At 47.1% G+C, this 16676-nt stretch carries 13 protein-coding genes, 2 tRNA genes and 1 rRNA gene; 11 read left to right on the forward strand and 5 right to left on the reverse strand.

The features are described from left to right. Nucleotides 1-100: 100 nt before the first annotated feature. The 5 genes from pilM to pilQ are packed head-to-tail and all read left to right on the forward strand — an operon-like array spanning nt 101 to nt 5223. Nucleotides 101-1150: a type IV pilus assembly protein PilM gene (pilM, locus tag H6626_14920; protein USN47449.1), complete on the forward strand. Its 1050-nt coding sequence runs from the start codon at nt 101-103 to the stop codon at nt 1148-1150. Next, entirely contained in the window at nt 1147-1740 is a 594-nt protein-coding gene (locus H6626_14925; GenBank protein USN47450.1) for a PilN domain-containing protein, read from the forward strand. The genes pilM and H6626_14925 overlap by 4 nt, the downstream gene beginning before the upstream one ends. Nucleotides 1741-1746: 6 nt before the next feature. Further along, nucleotides 1747-2337 (forward strand): type 4a pilus biogenesis protein PilO, encoded by a 591-nt coding sequence (gene pilO, locus H6626_14930; protein ID USN47451.1) that lies wholly within the window; start codon nt 1747-1749, stop codon nt 2335-2337. Nucleotides 2338-2346: 9 nt separating this feature from the next. Then, entirely contained in the window at nt 2347-2940 is a 594-nt protein-coding gene (locus tag H6626_14935; protein USN47452.1) for a pilus assembly protein PilP, read from the forward strand. Nucleotides 2941-2961: 21 nt separating this feature from the next. Then, nucleotides 2962-5223 carry a type IV pilus secretin PilQ gene (gene pilQ, locus H6626_14940; protein ID USN47453.1) on the forward strand — a complete coding sequence of 754 codons (2262 nt, stop codon included), beginning with the start codon at nt 2962-2964 and terminating at the stop codon, nt 5221-5223. Between the two features lie 93 nt (nt 5224-5316). Here the strand turns inward: pilQ and H6626_14945 are convergent, their stop codons facing one another. Both H6626_14945 and H6626_14950 read right to left on the reverse strand, forming a co-directional pair. Beyond that, on the reverse strand, nt 5317-7362 hold the full coding sequence (locus H6626_14945) for a M13 family metallopeptidase (protein USN47454.1): 2046 nt from the start codon (nt 7360-7362) through the stop codon (nt 5317-5319). A gap of 133 nt (nt 7363-7495) precedes the next feature. Beyond that, the gene (locus H6626_14950) at nt 7496-8020 is read right to left on the reverse strand and encodes a hypothetical protein (GenBank protein USN47455.1); all 525 of its coding nucleotides are present in this window, start codon (nt 8018-8020) and stop codon (nt 7496-7498) included. A 186-nt stretch (nt 8021-8206) separates the two neighbouring features. On the opposite strand from H6626_14950, the gene H6626_14955 reads away from it, so the two are divergent. After that, nucleotides 8207-9517, forward strand: a complete 1311-nt coding sequence (locus tag H6626_14955; GenBank protein ID USN47456.1) for a replication-associated recombination protein A — start codon at nt 8207-8209, stop codon at nt 9515-9517. 123 nt (nt 9518-9640) lie between these two features. Here H6626_14955 and H6626_14960 read toward each other — a convergent pair whose 3' ends face one another. Next, nucleotides 9641-9946 (reverse strand): cupin domain-containing protein, encoded by a 306-nt coding sequence (locus tag H6626_14960; GenBank protein USN47457.1) that lies wholly within the window; start codon nt 9944-9946, stop codon nt 9641-9643. Nucleotides 9947-10259: 313 nt separating this feature from the next. Between H6626_14960 and H6626_14965 the strand changes: the two genes are divergently transcribed. Continuing rightward, entirely contained in the window at nt 10260-10757 is a 498-nt protein-coding gene (locus H6626_14965) for a hypothetical protein (protein ID USN47458.1), read from the forward strand. A gap of 531 nt (nt 10758-11288) precedes the next feature. Next, nucleotides 11289-12083, forward strand: a complete 795-nt coding sequence (locus H6626_14970) for a hypothetical protein (GenBank protein USN47459.1) — start codon at nt 11289-11291, stop codon at nt 12081-12083. Here H6626_14970 and H6626_14975 read toward each other — a convergent pair. Further along, nucleotides 12070-12747 (reverse strand): acyltransferase, encoded by a 678-nt coding sequence (locus H6626_14975; GenBank protein ID USN47460.1) that lies wholly within the window; start codon nt 12745-12747, stop codon nt 12070-12072. The two genes, H6626_14970 and H6626_14975, sit on opposite strands and share 14 nt — an antisense overlap. Next, complete coding sequence (locus tag H6626_14980; GenBank protein USN47461.1) at nt 12744-13583, reverse strand: helix-turn-helix transcriptional regulator; 840 nt, start codon at nt 13581-13583, stop codon at nt 12744-12746. Before H6626_14980 ends, H6626_14975 begins: the two co-directional genes overlap by 4 nt. A gap of 239 nt (nt 13584-13822) precedes the next feature. Here H6626_14980 and H6626_14985 point away from each other — a divergent pair. The 3 genes from H6626_14985 (at nt 13823) to H6626_14995 (ending at nt 16613) form a co-directional block, all read left to right on the forward strand. Then, nucleotides 13823-13898, forward strand: a tRNA-Ala gene (locus tag H6626_14985). 884 nt (nt 13899-14782) lie between these two features. Next, nucleotides 14783-16302: ribosomal RNA gene (locus H6626_14990) — 16S ribosomal RNA — on the forward strand. A 234-nt stretch (nt 16303-16536) separates the two neighbouring features. Then, nucleotides 16537-16613 (forward strand) — tRNA-Ile (locus H6626_14995). Nucleotides 16614-16676: the final 63 nt, after the last annotated feature.

Raw genomic sequence — 16676 nt, forward strand, 5'->3', positions numbered from 1 at the left:
CGGTTGTTTGACATTTAAAGTCGACTTCGGTCTAATTTAGATTGGGTATCTTTTAGGCAAACGGCGAGTAAAAAACATCAGTGATGGGGCCTAGTTAACCATGTTTTTTGGCAAGAAAAAGATTATTGGGTTGGACATTGGTACTAGCACCATAAAGCTGGCGGAGCTTGACGTCTCTAAACGGTCGGCCACATTGGTGTCCTTCGGTATGTTAGAAACACCTCCTAACTCCGTCTCAGGCGGAGAAGTCATCGACAGTGGTGCCATAGGTGCCACCATTGGCCAGCTAGTTGAGGATGTGAATTCCAAACGAAAATTGGCAGCCACTTCGCTTTGGGGAACCAGCGTTATTGTTAAGAGAATCAGTATCCCGCGTATGGAAGAAAGCTTAATCGCTGAACAGATTCGCTGGGAGGCCGAGCAGTATATACCCTATGATGTAAACGAAGTGAACTTGGCCTTTCAAGTTCTAAAACAAGCCAACAAGTCGCCTGAAACGATGGACATTTTGTTGGTGGCCGCTGTTCAAGAAAAAGCTTTCAAAAGTGCAGAAACTATTGAGCTAGCGGGCCTTAAATGCGCGATTTTAGACGTGGCAGGTTTTGCTTTGGCCAATTGTTTTTTTCGAAGTTACGGGGACCGTGCCACTGGCAACGCCTTATTGTTGAATGTGGGTGCGACCACGACTAATTTTGTCGTTGTTTCAAAGGGTGAAGTGGTTTTTTGCCGAGACATTCCGGTAGGTGGATCCACCTACACCAGTGAGCTTCAAAAGGGTATGGGCATCAATAGTGAAGAAGCCGAGGTCATGAAGATGAGCGTGGCTTCTGGTCAGCCGGCCCCCGATGAGGCGGCAGCTATTATTCAGTCGGTGCATGATATAGTGGCTGACGAAATCTCTGGCAGTGTGGACTTTTTTGTTAACACATCGGATGCAGATCAAATCAAACAGTGTTTTGTCACTGGTGGTGGAAGCAAAATGCCAGGACTGCTGACTCGCCTTTCAAATATAATGAATTGCGAGAAGTTTGATCCCTTTTTGGGCATCAACTACAGTAAAAAAGTGTTCTCAGCCAGTTACATTGATCAAATCAGAGATTTCTCCGCTGTGGCCATCGGCCTCGGTTTGCGCGGGGTGGGTGATTCATGATCAAAGTCAATCTTCTTCGAAATCAAGGTGTAGAAGTTGCTGAGACTCAAACATTTGATATTGGATCTCTCGACAGCGGTTCTCAGTCGCAGAATGCGAAAAAAATTGGGGCCATGTTGGCGTTCGTTATTTTATTGATTGGGTTTGAACAGTTCACACTCAGTGAGCTTGAAGATGATTACAAAGCAGCAGTGGCTCTAAACCAACAAAAGGTCACTGAGTCTAGAAATAAACAGAAAAAAGCAGACGAGGCAGAAAAAGCACAAAAAGTGATTCGGGAGCTTGAAGATAAAATCCGTGTGATTAAGGTGCTTTCAAAAACTCGACTTCGCGAGATTAAGATGCTGGACATGTTGCAAAATATTGTGCCTGAACGCTTGTGGCTCACCCAAATTAAGTATCAAGAAGACACAATTAATCTCATGGGCTATGCCCTATCGGAAGACGAACTGACGGGTTTTCTTGAGGCTATGGAAGCGCGACGAGGAATGTTTAGAGATGTGATACCGTTAAAGTCAGCCGAAAAGACAGTGGGTCAGGGCAATGTGATAAGTTTCGAAATTAACGCAAAAGTGATGCCATTGGAATAAGTGAATATGGAAGAAAAGCTCAACCAGTTAACATTACAGCAGTCAGTTTTAATAGGTATAGGCCTGGCTGTACTATATTTCTTTGTGATGTTCGACGATGGGACGAGCAAAGAAAATCAGATTAAGAATATGAAGGATCAGGTGGCGGCCAAGGAACAAGAAATCGCCAAGTATGATAAGACTATTAAGGATGCTGAGCGTTTTAAGGTGGTGGCCGAAGAGTTAGGCGAAGAGATGAATAGAATTCTCAATTATATTCCCGCCGATTTAAGTGGCGTTGAGTTGATGAAAACAATGTCGAATGAGGCCCGAGTGGCAGGTGTTAATATCAACAATGTTCAGTCATCGGGCGGAGAAAAGACAGACTACAATTTTATAGAAGCCATAGGTGTCACTGTAGATCTGCGTGGATCATATGGCCAATTGTTGTCATTCATGTCGTACCTGACGAAAGTAGAAAAAATTGTCACGTTAAAAGAGTTCGAGATGCGTTCAACATCCGGCAAGAACAACGAAGATAATGAATTGACGTTTAAGGCAAAGTTTAAGGGATTTAAATATGTCGTTGAGGAAAACAAAAACGACAAAAAGAAATAGGCTTTAGGGATGAATCGAAAGTGGTCTGAAGTTTTAGCATTGTTATTTGTCGGTGTGGCCAGCACCATGATGGCTTTTGCTGTAACGTCGCCCTTTGTTCGCGTGGCGGAGTCCCAAGAAGCACAACTGCCCCCTCCTGTACCTCCACCCCCACCAGGCACAGAAGTTCCACCGGAGACAATGCCTGGTGATAATGCCGGGGCGGCCCCGGTACCTCCGCCAAGCCCTGCGGCCAATGAGTTGCCCTTTCTTGAGCCCTACAACTACAATCCCGAAGGTCGACGAGACCCCTTTGAGCCGTTCACCACAATTCAAGTCACGGTGGGAGTGGATGGGCCAGCGGCCGGACCGATGTTGCCCCTTCAGCAGTTTGATCTGGGACAGATAAAATTGATTGGAATCATGTGGGACGTTAAAGATCCAAAGGCCATGTTTTTGGATCCGAATAATGAAGTGCATACTTTACGAAAGAATGATCGTTTGGGCCGAAGCAACGGATATATAGCGGTGATTCGTGAAGGGGAAGTTGTCATTGTAGAAACAGCTCGCATTCGCGGCGAGTTGCTGTATACAACCCGAGTCGTGAAAATGGCTCGAAACTAATTGGTAGATGGGGTGTCAAGGATGGCGCAGAAACTTTATAAAATTATTTGGCTAGTTTTAATCTTAGGATTGTCCACGTCTTGTTCTTCGCCAAGTTCAAAAAGCGACGACGATGTTCTTGCGGCCCTTGAAGACGTCGAAAGTGGAGTTGAAAGCGAACCTGCTGAATTTGGATCTGACGAAGAGGTAGCATCCAATGAAGAGGGCATTGAGGATGAAATCATTGATAGCGAAGACTTTGGGGGCGACGAGGTCATGGACTCATCTGATGAGTCCGCTGATGACATAGCCGACAGTGAGCCTGCCGAAGAAGACTTCGGATCAGAAGAAGAAATGTCTGAAGAGCCGGAGCAAATGGCTGAAACTCAATCCATGGAAAATGAGATGGAAGAGCCTCTGGCCGATGAAATGGCTCAGGAAGAAGCGCCTTTTGAAGATGAGCCTGTTTTTGCCGAAGAACCAGGTGTAACGGCTGAGCCAATGATGGCTGGGGCCGCGGAAGCAGAGGTGACTGATATTGAATATCGCAGCAACGAACAAGGTGGAGCGATTGTCATCAAAACATCTGCAGCCACACCCTATACCACTCGCCTCAATCCTGAAACCAATCAGTTTGTGGTGGAAATTCAAAATGTGAATTTAGCAGATCGTTTTAAGCGCCCCTACATTATGAAAGACTTTGGGGCCGCGTTTAAAGCTATTAATGCCTATCAAAATCCAGGCACCACAACGGCCCGCGTGGTTATTCAAATGCAGGCATCCAATGAGCCTCTTGTCCAGCAAGAGGGCCACTCTATTATTGTTATTCCACAAGGTGAGATGAGCATGGCCCAAGCAGAGGCCGTGCCCCCCGCGGAAGACGCAGCCGCTGTTGCCGCCGGCCCATCTGCGGCCCCTGCCGAGGCTGACAGCTTTGAGGACGATCCCACATGGCGCTCCTCTTACGACACTCAAAAAGCGGAAGAACAAGCCAAAATACTCGGGGCGCGAACTCTTGATGAGTTTATGACAGAAAGTAACGAATTTTTTGGTCGGCGAATCTCAATTGAAACAAAAGATGCCGATATCCGCGATGTAATCGGGTTTATTGCAGAAGAAAGTGGTGTGAACCTGGTGATGTCAGATGATGTACAAGGTAAGATTTCGCTACGTCTTCGTCGAGTGCCTTGGGATCAGGCCTTGATCATCGTTATGCGGGCCAAAAACCTTGGGTATATCCGACAAGGTAACGTTCTTCGCATCTCTCAATTGGCGTCGCTTCAAAAGGAAGCGGCTGACGCTCAAGCGATCGTTCAATCGCAAAAGGGTCTCTCACCTCTAAAGGTGAAGGTGATCCCCATCAGCTATGCTCAGATCAAAGATTTAACCACTCAAATTAAAGAGTTTCTAACGCCAAACAGAGGGAAGGTCGTTGGAGATGAGCGCACCTCAGCGCTCATCGTTACTGACACCAACGACGTTTTAACTAAAATCGAAAGATTGGTAAAAGAGTTAGATATCCCGCCCACGCAAGTGATGATTGAGGGCAAGATCGTTGAAGCCACAGAGACCTTTCAAAAGGACGTAGGCCTTAACTGGGGCTTTACCGGTGCAAATACCACAATTAGTGCTTCAGGTGGCGATAATGGCCGACCCATTGATCTTAATTTTGGGTATGCCTTTCAACCGTTCACCAATGATGCTGTCAGTGCCTTGGCCAACGCGTTTAACTTAAGAGTGGGCCGAATGAGTTTTCTTGGAAACCTATCAAGCACTTTGGCTTTGGCAGAAAAAGACAATTTGGTGCGAATTATTTCGTCACCTCGAATTGTAACCATGAACAAGTCACCTGCTGAAATCACACAAAAAGGAGAGACCATCTCCATTAAGCAAACTAAAGATCCGTTGACCGACGAAATCACGAAGTCGTCAACTCGGGTCCCGGTGAAGTTGGAGCTTAAGGTGACACCTCAAATCACAGCCGAAGGAAGTGTGATTTTAGATGTGGAAGTCCTTAGAGAATTTGCTGGTGCTGAAGCCGACCAAGACACAAAAGACCGTCCCGTGAACTCTCGTTCCGCAAAAACGAAAGTTCTGGTTCAAAACGGACAGACAGCAGTTATTGGCGGGATCTATCAAAGTGATGAAACCCAGTCTGAATCGGGTTTCCCTGGCTTAAGAAAAGTTCCGGTTTTGGGCTGGCTTTTTAAAGCGGATAGCAAGAAGACCGAAAAAAACGAGCTGTTATTGTTTTTAACTCCGCGCATCTTGAACCCCGAAGCGCAAACGGCAAAAGGCTCTTAAGCTTTATCTAAGAGGCCTCTGGCAGCAAGAGCCGCCAGAGGCGAATGATTAAAAATTCAAAACACCTCAGTACTCAACTACGACTCACTCAAATTACCAAATTTGCACTCGATCTTTGGGGGCCACATACATATTGTCGCCGGCCTTGCACTGATAGGCTTCATAAAATCCAGTGAGGTGTTTTATGGGCAAATTCACCCGCTGTGGTTGTTGTGAGTGGTAGTCATTTCTCAGCATTTGCTCTCTAAACTTCGGCCGAATGCTTTGGCACCAGGCCCGTGCGTATTGAAGAAAAAATTCTTGTTTTTGTTTTTGAGTGGCCGCCTTTTTGCCAAAGGCAGCATCGTAGGCAAAGGTCAGTCCACTCAGGTCGCCAATATTCTCACCCATTGTCAATTCGGGATTGTGTTCCTCAGCCGCATAGTACACGCCAAGTTTTTGCCCCATTTCTTTAAAGTGCTTGAGGTCCTCTTCGGTCATCCAGTTATTCAGAGCACCGTCCCCATCATATTGAGCTCCTTTGTCATCAATGGCATGACCAATCTCGTGTCCAACCACAACACCCACAGCTCCCATGTTCACATGTTCAGGCAGATTTTGATCATAGAACGGGTATTGGAGTATCCCAATGGGCATCACAAACTTGTTATCCATGGCCGAGTAATAGGCGTTCACCGTCAACGGTCCCATTCCCCAAACATCTTTGTTGCGGTCTTTGCTGAGGTCGTCGTAGGTCTTTTCAATCATCATCTTGTTGAAGATCACCACGTTGTTTAAAAACGAAGCGTTGTCATAGGTCTTAACCGGGAGAAAATCCCATTCCGCCTCAGTATTGGGCGTAACCACTTGATACCCGAGGCGCTCCATTTTTTTTAAGGCTCCTTTTCTGCCGGCATCACTTAACCATTCATTTGATTTAATCCGGTGGATCATCTCTTTTCGTACTTTTTCTAATAGAGCCACAAATTTTTCCTTCGAAAAATCTGGAAACATCTCTTGAACCATGTCGGCGTCAATTTCTTTGGCAAACTTTCTAAAGGTATAGTCGGCACACCGTTGATCGCGAGGTTTTCGCACGGCGGGGCCACCTAAATACTTGTGACTGAATTGGAATTTCTGATCATAAAACTCAGGGTAGGCATCGTCGAGTGTAGAATAAAGTGACTGAACCGCGACCAGATCCTTCAGCGTCTGCAAATCGCCTTTGACAAACTGCTCGTGAAGATAAGCTGTGGCTTCCGGCGAAAGATCCCGAAGGGGCACAGATGCCGATAGCGGAGCAAATACCTGGTCGAGGTGAAATGCCGGATACTTAGCAACCAGAGATTCCCGAGACACATAGCGATCTTCGTTAATCAGCGCACGAAACTCTTCTGGCGTGGGATACACTTGGGAGAAAGCCTGTTCCAGGTCCACAACCTTTTTCGCCCGCGCAGATATTTGCTGAGTTTCACCAATGGTAATGAGAAAGGCAGAGACAAGTTCCGTATAGGCTTGTTTCACGTCTTCTTTTTCATAGAGTTTTCGGTGATTCAACTGCATGACATCCACATCAAAATAAGCGTCATTTTTTAAGCTGTTCTTTTGGTTGGGAATATCACCAAGACCCAGAAAGCTGGGGGATCCAGCGTTCCATCTCTGTACAATGTATTGTGCTAGTTCTTCGTGGCTATTGATCTGGGCAAGGTCAGCTTTGACTTGGGCCACCCACTCTTGCTCGTCAGTGACCTGTCGTTTTTCGTTTAGACAGGATTGATAAACATCTCGCACTTGGGCCAAGCGGGGAGACACTTTTTTATTGGCAACACTGTCTATGAACGCCATCTTTTTTCGTTTGACCCGCTCATGCGAGTCATTGAATGCAAATGTGTAGGCGCTTTTATCATCGGGCAGCGAGAAGTCGGCCAGTGCACCTGAACAGGCGTATTCATAAAAATCATTGCAGGGGTCTAATTTGACATTAACCGGGAAGTCCCGCCGTTCAGGGATCACTAGATTTTGAGTCAGCAGGGCCTGCTGTCCAGTGGATGCATCTGGAGTTTCGGCATTGGCCGCATTAATCTGTCGTTGGGGGTGATTGCAGCTCAAAAGGGTCGCCACAAAAACAATTACCGATGATAAAAGTGCCAATTTACTCATAGAGGTACCTCGTAGGGAATTATATTAAGCCAAAAATGGGGCAGGACTATTCCCGCTAACTTAAACGATAGACCCGGTTTGGGTCAAAATAGAATGTAGTGAATTCAGTCTAGGATCGAATCTTTTTCACAGGCTACTGGGTGACCATGGTCGTTGAAAGATTGAGGCGATTTACGGGCTCACCGCTGCTATCCAGAAAATAGCCCTGGGCCTCAAATTCCACGGTGTAAACAAAGCTATCGGCCTCTGGCAGTGAACCCAGGTAGATCACCACGCTGTGGGTGCCATTGTAGTTGGACTCAAAGTCTCCGTAAATTTCTCCAGATTGACTACCAAAATCGAACCCACCTTCGGCTTTCACAATGCCGCCGCCCTTGGTGGAGGTCGCGTAATAGGTGAAGGTCAATATACGAAATTTCTGGCCAGACTGATTGTTCAAATTAAATTTAAAACGAGTCCAGGGAGCTTTGATGGTTCTTTCGTTTTCGGTACCCTTATCGATGGTAATATCGGCGTTGATAACAATAGGGCTTTCTGGCACAGGAGTGAGAGTGATCAGCTTAGACAGTTTCATACTCTCACTCTCAACACCACACTGAATTGTCGATAGGGCGAGTAGACCCAAAAGCCCGAGCTTTGCAATTTTCAAAATGTTCATCGACACCACCACCTTAATAATAATTTTAGTATATTACGTGTTGATAACAAACAGAATTACTGCTGGACCTACGGCTAGAAGCCAGAAACACGTTCTGGCGTCTCAGGACGAGACATTTCCCCGATTCATGGGGAATTCTCAGGATCACCTCTTGCCAGTGCTTCCGTAAGGTTTTAAAACAGCGGCATGGATCTTTTTGAGCAGGCGCAGAACCAATACGAAGACTCAACCCAGCCGCTGGCTGAGCAGTTGAGGCCAAAAGATTTTGAAGACTTTGTGGGTCAAGCTCATGCACTTGGACCAGGTACAGCGCTTAGAAAAAATATCGAAACAGGGTGGATCCAAAACTTAATTTTGTGGGGCCCCCCGGGGAGTGGAAAGACCACTTTTGCTCACCTTCTGGCCGAAAAAATAGACAGTGAGTTTGTCACTGTGAATGCCGTCGATACGGGGGCTAAAAAATTGCGCGAGTTGGGACAACAAGCTCGAGATCGTCGCTTACAGTTTCGGCGAAAAACCATGCTATTCATCGATGAAATCCACCGCCTTAACAAAGCTCAACAAGATGTGCTTCTGCCGTTTGCTGAAAAAGGTGATTTTGTTTTGGTGGGTGCAACCACTGAAAACCCCAGCTACGAACTTAACTCTGCTCTGTTAAGTCGTTGCCGCTTGGTGGTGTTTCGGCCCCATACAAGAGAAGATTTGGCTCGATTAATGAAACGAGCGGCCGAAAGGCTGTCGGTCCCCTTGGACGAGCTATTGACCTCAGAAGCCCAAGAAGATTTGTGCGAGCGTGCTTCAGGAGATGCGCGCCGATTGATTAATTGGTTTGAGCAGATTGCCAGTGTGGCTCAGTTGAAGGCAGAGGGCATCAATTGGCCCGTGGGGCGTGATCAGCTCAGTCAGGTCATTGAGACCGCCGGTATCAGCTACGATAAAAACAGCGATGAACATTACAATTGCGTTTCGGCATTTATCAAAAGTGTTCGCGGCAGTGATCCTGATGCGGCCTTGTATTACTTGGCACGAATGCTAAGGGGAGGGGAGGACCCCGTTTTCATTGCTCGGCGCCTAGTGATTTTAGCTTCAGAAGATATTGGTAATGCTGATCCTCGCGCTATTACCGTAGCCGTGTCTGGACTTCAGGCTGTGGAGCTTATTGGTATGCCCGAGGCGAGAATCAGTTTGGCGCAAGTCACGACCTATCTATCGAGCGCCCCCAAATCAAACCGCGCCTACGTCGGATTAGAAAAAGCATTTAAAGTAGTGGACAAAACAGGAGCCCTGCCGATTCCCTTGGCGTTAAGGTCCTCGCGCACACAAGCCATGCGTGATCTCGGCTACGGCAAAGACTACGTCTACACCCACGATGCTCCAAAGGGTTGGGCTAGACAGCAGTACCTCCCTGAGAGTGTGAAAGCTGAGAAGTTTTACGAACCCGTGGACCGGGGTTTTGAAAAGACGATTCTGCAATATTTGGCCTGGCTTCGCGAGTAGCTCCACCACCGGCTAAAAAATGTTTCCCATGAAAGTGTGAATGGCCGCCGGTAAATTTACCGATCTTATTTGATTGGGCTCAATATTTTTTAATAATAGAGAGAGCCCCACTTAGGGCCCGACTTAATACACCTTGTTGGCACAGACACACACGCATAACTCATCCCCTTGCGTCTCCATAGAATGTTTTGTGTTTGAAGGGATGGTAATGCGGTCACCCGGTCGCAGCAGCAGCTTATTGCCGGCCACATTCATGACCAGTTCGCCACTTGCGACCATTCGTACTTCATCAAAGGGATGTCTGTGATCTGTAACGGTCGCCCCTTTGGGATACTCTTCGTTGAAGGGCTCTAGACCTTCGGCCTCAAAAAGAATCTTAATCTGTTGAATATCAGGAACTCGTGGCGCCTGCCATCGTCGCACAAGCATAAAAACCTCACAATTATTAATGTAGAGACCCAAAAATCAAGGCAAAGGCGGTATTGTCGATCTCACCTGTAAAATCGCGTTTGTGTGGGAATCTGTCAAATAGTGTTCTAAGTTTTGCCAGTTTTATGATGAAAACTGTCTCATTTCAATAACTTACTGGATTTTGTCTGATTCCTTTGCAGGACAATAAACCAAAAATTCCCAAAGCCCTCAAGTCTTTCCAAGGTGTGGACGATAGCTACTCTGACATCGTTGAAGACGCAGACACAATGAGAAAGCAGGCGAGGGAATTTTGAGTCGGATGAAGCAGGTTATGAATAACCCCAAAACAGAAGAGCAGATTGTTCACTATATTGAGCAGTCTACAGGATTGATGATCAAAGACTTTAACCAAGGTCGAGTCGAAATCCAGCAAGAGGCCGACGGAAAGACTTTGGGTTTTGAATTAAAGTCCATTGAAGAGGTGATCTCGCGATTCGATTCGCACGGTGAGCCTTTTTTACAAGTGAACTTTCGATCGGGCACTAAAATATTGCTCACAGAAAGACTTGTCGGCTTCAAGCCGGGGCAGATCAAGGGTCTAGACCCCTCTCGTCTTCCTAAAGTGGTGACCACTCCAGACCTAATCAGTGTGGTTGAAGCCATTGAAGACCATGTCAACCATGGAGAGGGAAGTCCAGAAGACATCGATTTATTAAAACAAGTCTTCAAAGCTGTGGTCACAGGCGCCGAAGCCGTAGGTTTTGACCTATCCATCGAGCGCGCTTGGCTTGACCGAATTGCCAAAGTAAACGCCAAGGCATCGGCTTAATAATTTAAAGCTGTGCTCCGTTGATTTTTTGTCGTTCAACAAAACCCCCAACCTTGTTCTCTGTGACTCAAGTGAGCCTCTAACAAGGCATTTTTTTCCACCGATCCGAAGAGAAACTCATCGATGACGATTGCGTAAAATGCGCTTCGAGTGGCAGCGACATTTTAAAAGCTCAATCCCATGTGGCCCAAATAGGCAAATGTTGGGGCGCCCATTGGTAGGCTTGTCAGGGTCAATAAACTCGAAAAATCCAGTAATGCTAGGGGTGCGTATGCATCATCAAGAAACCTTCACAGGTCTTTTAGTTCCTTTTTTTCGGCCATGGCTAAGATCAAACGTGGTCGATGGGTTCCACAACATGGACCAGGGCCTTAAAATATTTTGCGAACTAACAGACCCAGATCAAAAAGCCCTGGCATAGGCGTTCTTTTAGCGTAAAGCCATATTAAAGCTTTTTCAAATCCGAGGCCTGAGGGGTGCCAGTGGGTAACCTCCGTGGTAGGAATCCCTTTTCCAAAGAGGAGGATACGAATGGTCAAAGTCCTAGCGACCTTGGGTCTAGCTGCGTTGACACTTTTGCCTGCAGAGAGTTTTGCCACGGAAGACTCATTTGCAATGAAGTACTACGATTGTTTTCCCGTAGATTTGCCGGAAGTGCCGGTTACTATTCGAATCGGTATGGAAAAGGTTCTTCGGGTCGGAAAAAGCTCCACCTCCTACATGGGAGGCGTACCCGTGTATCTGGTACATGAGGGTGACAACGTGGCTGGCATAAGAGTGGGAGACACCTCTTTCACTATCAACGATCTCGAGCAGATGGTCTTATTTGAAAGTAATGAAGCCCAAATCAGCCAAAGTATCCCAATTAGCCTCACCAACTTTCACCTGCCCATATCGTCTCTGTCCACCTGTGAGGGGTGGGAGGGCAACACTCTTAGTGGGGGAACTTGCTTCAATTTAGGTTTTCTCGAGGAAGTGAGTCTCGGTCATGACGTTTTAGGAGGGATTCTGAAATATATGATTGGTCGCTCGTGGCTTGCGGCTGAGGGGTCGACAAGCCTTCGGGATCGCATGGAGAAGGAGTGGGGAGACCGTTGGCTTAGCTACGATCTTATCGTTACTCAAAGTGTTGGAGCACCAAAAGTCTACTTGGAAGATGAGTATGGTCATCGCCGGGTCAATTTAGTGTTAGGTATGATCGACGTGGATGACTCTAACCTTTACGCTGGTGTAAAAGAGGTAAAAGGTTTTTACGTAAACAATTTTGCTGAAGAGCTGTCCATTCTATCTGAACTCGGTTGCCTAATGCCGATCAGGCAGCCATAGGTTTTGTCGAGCCCACACGCCGGGCCGGGGTTCCGGCCCACACTTCATTGGCGCCAATGTGGGTGTTTTTGGGGACTACGGCGCCAGCGGCCACAAGGGCGCCATCGCTGATAGTGACTCCAGCCATGATGATGGCTTTCGTGCCGATGGTTACATGATTCCCGATTTTTACTGGGTAAAATGCGAGACGGTCACCCTCAATGGCATGACTAATAATGAGACTGTCATCGCCAACAATACATCCATCGCCAATGGAAAAATGCAGAGGATCCCCGATTCGGCCCGGAAAGTAGGTGGCATGCCCCACGGAGCTGCCAAGAGCCTTATAAATAAGTCGGGTCATGGGGACAGGTATCAACATGTTTTGTAGAAACGGGCGTATTATTAACATAATAAAAAGTTGATAGATCATTGCAACCCGCTCGTTGCGAGTGCCGGGTTGAATTTCACCGGTGGGCACATCATTTATTGTGAAATACAAACGGTAGGCTCCAATAATCAGGGCGAAAGAAGTGCAGAAAAACCCTGCAATGGTGAGAACTTCAGACGTTTGCCATATTTGAAACTTTGAATCTAATAAGAAAAAAACAACCAGCGAAAGTCCCAGACATCCATATATAATCGAAAAAAATGTGGCAACAGGTGCAAAATAAATTTTTCTCACCAAGTCTCCATTTCTTTGCGCCACGGGGGGTGGCAGGTATCGGTTGAGTCGGCAACTTTTGAGAAGTGTCTTGGTGACACCCCAAACACTTTCTTAAATCCTTGTTTGAATGCCGAATAGTCGCCATGTCCCGTGGCAAAACAAGACTCAGTAGCGGATTTCTCATGTGATACGATCAGACCACCGGCCGCCGTAATTCGAAGGTGTTGGCGATACTCGCTAGGCGACAACCCAAAAGAGCGTCGAAAATAGTGGGTCATAGTCGAGTAGGGAACATTCAGCGTGTTTGCAATGGTTCGCATCGAGAGATCGTTGGTATAGTGGGCATCCAGATAATCTTTTGTCCGCTGGGCCACGGAACAAGTTTCAGCTCTCCGGCTCACGGGAGTATAGTATTTGAGCTGTATCAGGTGTTCGGCCACTTCCGCTGCGGTAGAAAACGCCGAGGTTCGATCCCATGGAAACATGACGGCTCCGGGAAGATTCACTCTAAGGGGTGTATTGGAAGTATAGGCTTCCCAGTAAATGTAGCTAGCAGAAATTTGCCAGCAGACCACCTCTTTGGCCGGCAAAAACAGCGCAAAAAGCTCGTTCCCGGCAGGGCGCAAAAGGTGATCAGTCTGAAGACTCACCGGACACGTTCGCGGATCAATGATAAAAAGTTTCCATCCCATTGCGAACACTTCTGTGACCAAAGTGTCTTGTTGCCAAAGATGCCATCTTTTCAAATGGTAGAAGTCGCCGTCGAGCTGTTGCAACCGAGTGACAAAATTAACGCCATGGACTTCCATAGGTTGTTTCGGTTGAGTTTTCTGAGTATTTTGTGAATCATCCATAAATCAATTTCCGCACAAGCCATGCATCATGTGATCCTGAAGGCCACTTCCTCAAGCCCCAGGTGGCACTTCGAAAGAACCCTATATAGTCTAGGCCCAAAGCACTGTTGCGGCGCCCCTCATCCAGAAATTCTAGGTAAGCTTCAAGTATTTCACTAGGGGAAATGAGCAAAAATATATGAAAAAAACTGTATATCTTGCTTTTTCTTAAAAAGTGTCCCATTCTCTGTGCCGCCTGTGGGGGCATAGCTCAGTTGGGAGAGCATCTGATTTGCATTCAGAAGGTCGCAGGTTCGATCCCTGTTGCCTCCACCAGTTTTATCTCTATGTATTCGGGCAGAAAATCCTAAATCCTAAATCCTAAATCCTAAAATCCTAAAATCCTAATTTACTACACCTCATCTCTTCTAATAATGGGCACCACCGAATAGCTCTGAGTGGCGCATTTTGGACAGGCTCCAAAGTCAGGCTCTTCTCTCCTAAGAGTTGGTAGCCCCAAAAAAAACCAAAAAGCACAAGCATTTAACAAGGCCAGTCTTTATTGCCTAATCAACCAGTGATTAATCACCTTTAATTCATTTGATGTCATAGAGTGTGATATTCGTCGATGCGGCAGGACTCATTTGCAATCCCCGTCAAAGCTAAGGTTCGTAACTGAGACTAAATTCTGACCTCAACCGCTATTCAGCGTGGTCACTCGAAAAAATTAATAAATAAGAGGCCAGGTTCACCTACGGATCCATTAAGGGACGTCCACTTTCAAGCGTTGCCTATTTCTGATGAGAATGGGAGAGGTGCTAATCTCTCTGACACCACGAACGGGGCTGTAGACAAGGTTTCCAGGGAATCTTCATTAAATCAACAAATCTGCTGGACATTCAGGTGGCGACTCGATAGATTCTTCGGGCTTCGAAAGTTGCTGAACCCTCTAATCAAGGGATTCAGAGCCTCGGTTACCGCTACGCAAAAAAAGTAGCGGCTTCAAAAATATTCTTATTTTTGGGGTTGACCGGGGCCGGCCGTTGGCCTAAAACCCGAGGCTCTGAATTTTGCTCTTTGAAAACTGAATAGCTAGCCAAAACAAAATGGTTTTGGGTCCCAACAAATTTCATCTATATTTATAGATGGTTTTTTGGGTCAATTTTTTAATTTACAAATGCTTTGCATTTGCTTTTGATTTTAGATTTTTAGAATCAGAATTTAACTGAAGAGTTTGATTCTGGCTCAGAGCAAACGCTGGCGGCGTGCCTAATACATGCAAGTCGAACGGGGAAAGTCCTTCGGGACAAGTACTAGTGGCGCACGGGTGAGGAACGCGTGGATAATCTGCCCTCTAGCGGGGAATAACTCGGGGAAACTCGTGCTAATACCGCATAAGACCACAGTATCTGCGGATACAGAGGTTAAAGATTTATCACTAGAGGATGAGTCCGCGTCCGATTAGCTTGATGGTGGGGTAATGGCCTACCATAGCGACGATCGGTAGCTGGTCTGAGAGGATGATCAGCCACACTGGAACTGAGACACGGTCCAGACTCCTACGGGAGGCAGCAGTAGGGAATATTGCGCAATGGGGGAAACCCTGACGCAGCGACGCCGCGTGAGTGATGAAGGCCTTAGGGTTGTAAAGCTCTGTTCTATGGGAACAAAAAAATGAGGGTACCATAGAAGAAAGGACCGGCTAACTTCGTGCCAGCAGCCGCGGTAATACGAGGGGTCCAAGCGTTGCTCGGAATCATTGGGCGTAAAGCGGGTGTAGGCGGCTTTTCAAGTCAGAAGTGAAAGCCCCGGGCTCAACCTGGGAAGTGCTTTTGATACTGTTAAGCTTGAGTGTGGGAGAGGTCAGTAGAATTCCTGGTGTAGTGGTGAAATACGTAGATATCAGGAGGAATACCGGATGGGAAGCCGGCTGACTGGCCCAACACTGACGCTCAGACCCGAAAGCGTGGGGATCAAACAGGATTAGATACCCTGGTAGTCCACGCCGTAAACGATGGACACTTGGTGTTGGTGGTATTGACCCCATCAGTGCCGAAGCTAACGCGTTAAGTGTCCCGCCTGGGGAGTACGGTCGCAAGATTAAAACTCAAAGAAATTGACGGGGGCCCGCACAAGCGGTGGAGCATGTGGTTTAATTCGATGCAACGCGCAGAACCTTACCTACCCTTGACATCTAGTGGAAGACTCTCAGAGATGAGGTCGCCTTCGGGCCGCTAGACAGGTGCTGCATGGCTGTCGTCAGCTCGTGTCGTGAGATGTTGGGTTAAGTCCCGCAACGAGCGCAACCCCTATCTTTAGTTGCCAGCATTAAGTTGGGCACTCTAGAGAGACTGCCGACGTTAAGTCGGAGGAAGGTGGGGATGACGTCAAGTCCTCATGGCCCTTATGGGTAGGGCTACACACGTGCTACAATGGGTGATACAAAGGGTAGCAATACCGCAAGGTGGAGCTAATCCCAAAAAGTCACTCTCAGTTCGGATTGAAGTCTGCAACTCGACTTCATGAAGGTGGAATCGCTAGTAATCGCGGATCAGCATGCCGCGGTGAATACGTTCCCGGGCCTTGTACACACCGCCCGTCACACCATGAAAGTTGGTTGTACCAGAAGTCGCTGAGCTAACCTTCGGGAGGCAAGCGCCCAAGGTATGGTCGATGATTGGGGTGAAGTCGTAACAAGGTAGCCGTAGGGGAACCTGCGGCTGGATCACCTCCTTTCTAAGGAGATTTAATTATCTCTTAGGTCATGCCCAAAACCGCATTTTCTTCAGAGTAAGTAGATGCACTGGCTAGCTATTTAGCTTTGAGGGAGCAAATTCCTTTTTGAAGGTTTTTGGCTTTTTTTAAGCTGTCAAATTCGAGGCGTTGAGGAAGAGAGCGCGGAGTCGTACGAAAGTACGTCACACAAGCGATCGACCGAGCAGCGAAGAAGATGACCGCTTAAAGGAAGCCAAAAGGGCCTGTAGCTCAGTTGGTTAGAGCACACGCTTGATAAGCGTGGGGTCAGAAGTTCAAGTCTTCTCAGGCCCACCAGTTATTTCTAATAAAATACTGGCGGATACCATGGAGACTTGGTAGTTTTCCTCTTCTTTGTGA

It is taken from the genome of Pseudobdellovibrionaceae bacterium (genome assembly GCA_023898385.1).
Taxonomy (GTDB): Bacteria; Bdellovibrionota; Bdellovibrionia; order Bdellovibrionales; family UBA1609.

Coding starts and splice junctions, on each gene's coding strand:
- pilM (USN47449.1), top strand. CDS start 101: ATGTTTTTTGGCAAGAAAAAGATTATTGGGTTGGACATTGGTACTAGC.
- H6626_14925 (USN47450.1), top strand. CDS start 1,147: ATGATCAAAGTCAATCTTCTTCGAAATCAAGGTGTAGAAGTTGCTGAG.
- pilO (USN47451.1), top strand. CDS start 1,747: ATGGAAGAAAAGCTCAACCAGTTAACATTACAGCAGTCAGTTTTAATA.
- H6626_14935 (USN47452.1), top strand. CDS start 2,347: ATGAATCGAAAGTGGTCTGAAGTTTTAGCATTGTTATTTGTCGGTGTG.
- pilQ (USN47453.1), top strand. CDS start 2,962: ATGGCGCAGAAACTTTATAAAATTATTTGGCTAGTTTTAATCTTAGGA.
- H6626_14945 (USN47454.1), bottom strand. CDS start 7,362: ATGAGTAAATTGGCACTTTTATCATCGGTAATTGTTTTTGTGGCGACC.
- H6626_14950 (USN47455.1), bottom strand. CDS start 8,020: ATGAACATTTTGAAAATTGCAAAGCTCGGGCTTTTGGGTCTACTCGCC.
- H6626_14955 (USN47456.1), top strand. CDS start 8,207: ATGGATCTTTTTGAGCAGGCGCAGAACCAATACGAAGACTCAACCCAG.
- H6626_14960 (USN47457.1), bottom strand. CDS start 9,946: ATGCTTGTGCGACGATGGCAGGCGCCACGAGTTCCTGATATTCAACAG.
- H6626_14965 (USN47458.1), top strand. CDS start 10,260: ATGAATAACCCCAAAACAGAAGAGCAGATTGTTCACTATATTGAGCAG.
- H6626_14970 (USN47459.1), top strand. CDS start 11,289: ATGGTCAAAGTCCTAGCGACCTTGGGTCTAGCTGCGTTGACACTTTTG.
- H6626_14980 (USN47461.1), bottom strand. CDS start 13,583: ATGGATGATTCACAAAATACTCAGAAAACTCAACCGAAACAACCTATG.